1 pseudogene is annotated in these 648 nt (G+C 44.9%); it reads right to left on the reverse strand.

The annotated features are described in order from the left end of the window. A pseudogene (locus EIZ37_RS25630) lies at positions 1–457 on the reverse strand (hypothetical protein); the annotation flags it as partial. Positions 458–648 lie beyond the last annotated feature (191 nt).

The raw sequence follows: 648 nt of genomic DNA on the forward strand, positions 1-648 counted from the left end.
GATTTACGGATTTGTAAATCCCAGTAGTATCAAGGGTTTCAGCCTCTTCTGTAGCGGAAGTGACAGCAGCCATTTCGAGAGTTGCGAGCTGCACCTGGAGCGCAGCCAAAAAATTCTCCCAAATGATGCGGATATGTACACGTGTATCTCCGGCAAACTTGAAAACTTTCTTTTCAACAAGCCGCTGATCCTCCAGCTTCTTGAATGCGGTATCAAATTGGCGCGGTTTAATGCGGCATTCGTCCCACCAGTCCTCGCGGCCTTTGACGAGCCAGAGAACACCGTCTTTTTTAACGCGAAGCTTTGTTTTGCCCTCTTTATCTGGCAGATTCCAATAAACGATTTGGCTTAATAAGATCCCGGCCACCAGATCATCAGCCATATCGACATATATTTTCTTTACATCAATGCAATCTCTCGTAGCTTGTTCCCAAAGTAAAAACTCTCTCAAATCCATCTGTTTTCCTCTCCTTTATCTTGCAGGAGAGCCTACCCCATGTTACGATAAACGTAACAACTTAATGAAAAAGGGTACACTTGTCCCTATTCTGGGGGGCAGACTACTCCCTTTATCTTGATGAGAAGCCACCTGTCCGGCCAAAGACTAGGGTGGTTTTTCTCATTTCTTAAAGTCTAGCAAATGTTTCC

The organism is Brevibacillus migulae (genome assembly GCF_004521915.1).
Lineage (GTDB): Bacteria > Bacillota > Bacilli > Brevibacillales > Brevibacillaceae > Brevibacillus_F > Brevibacillus_F migulae.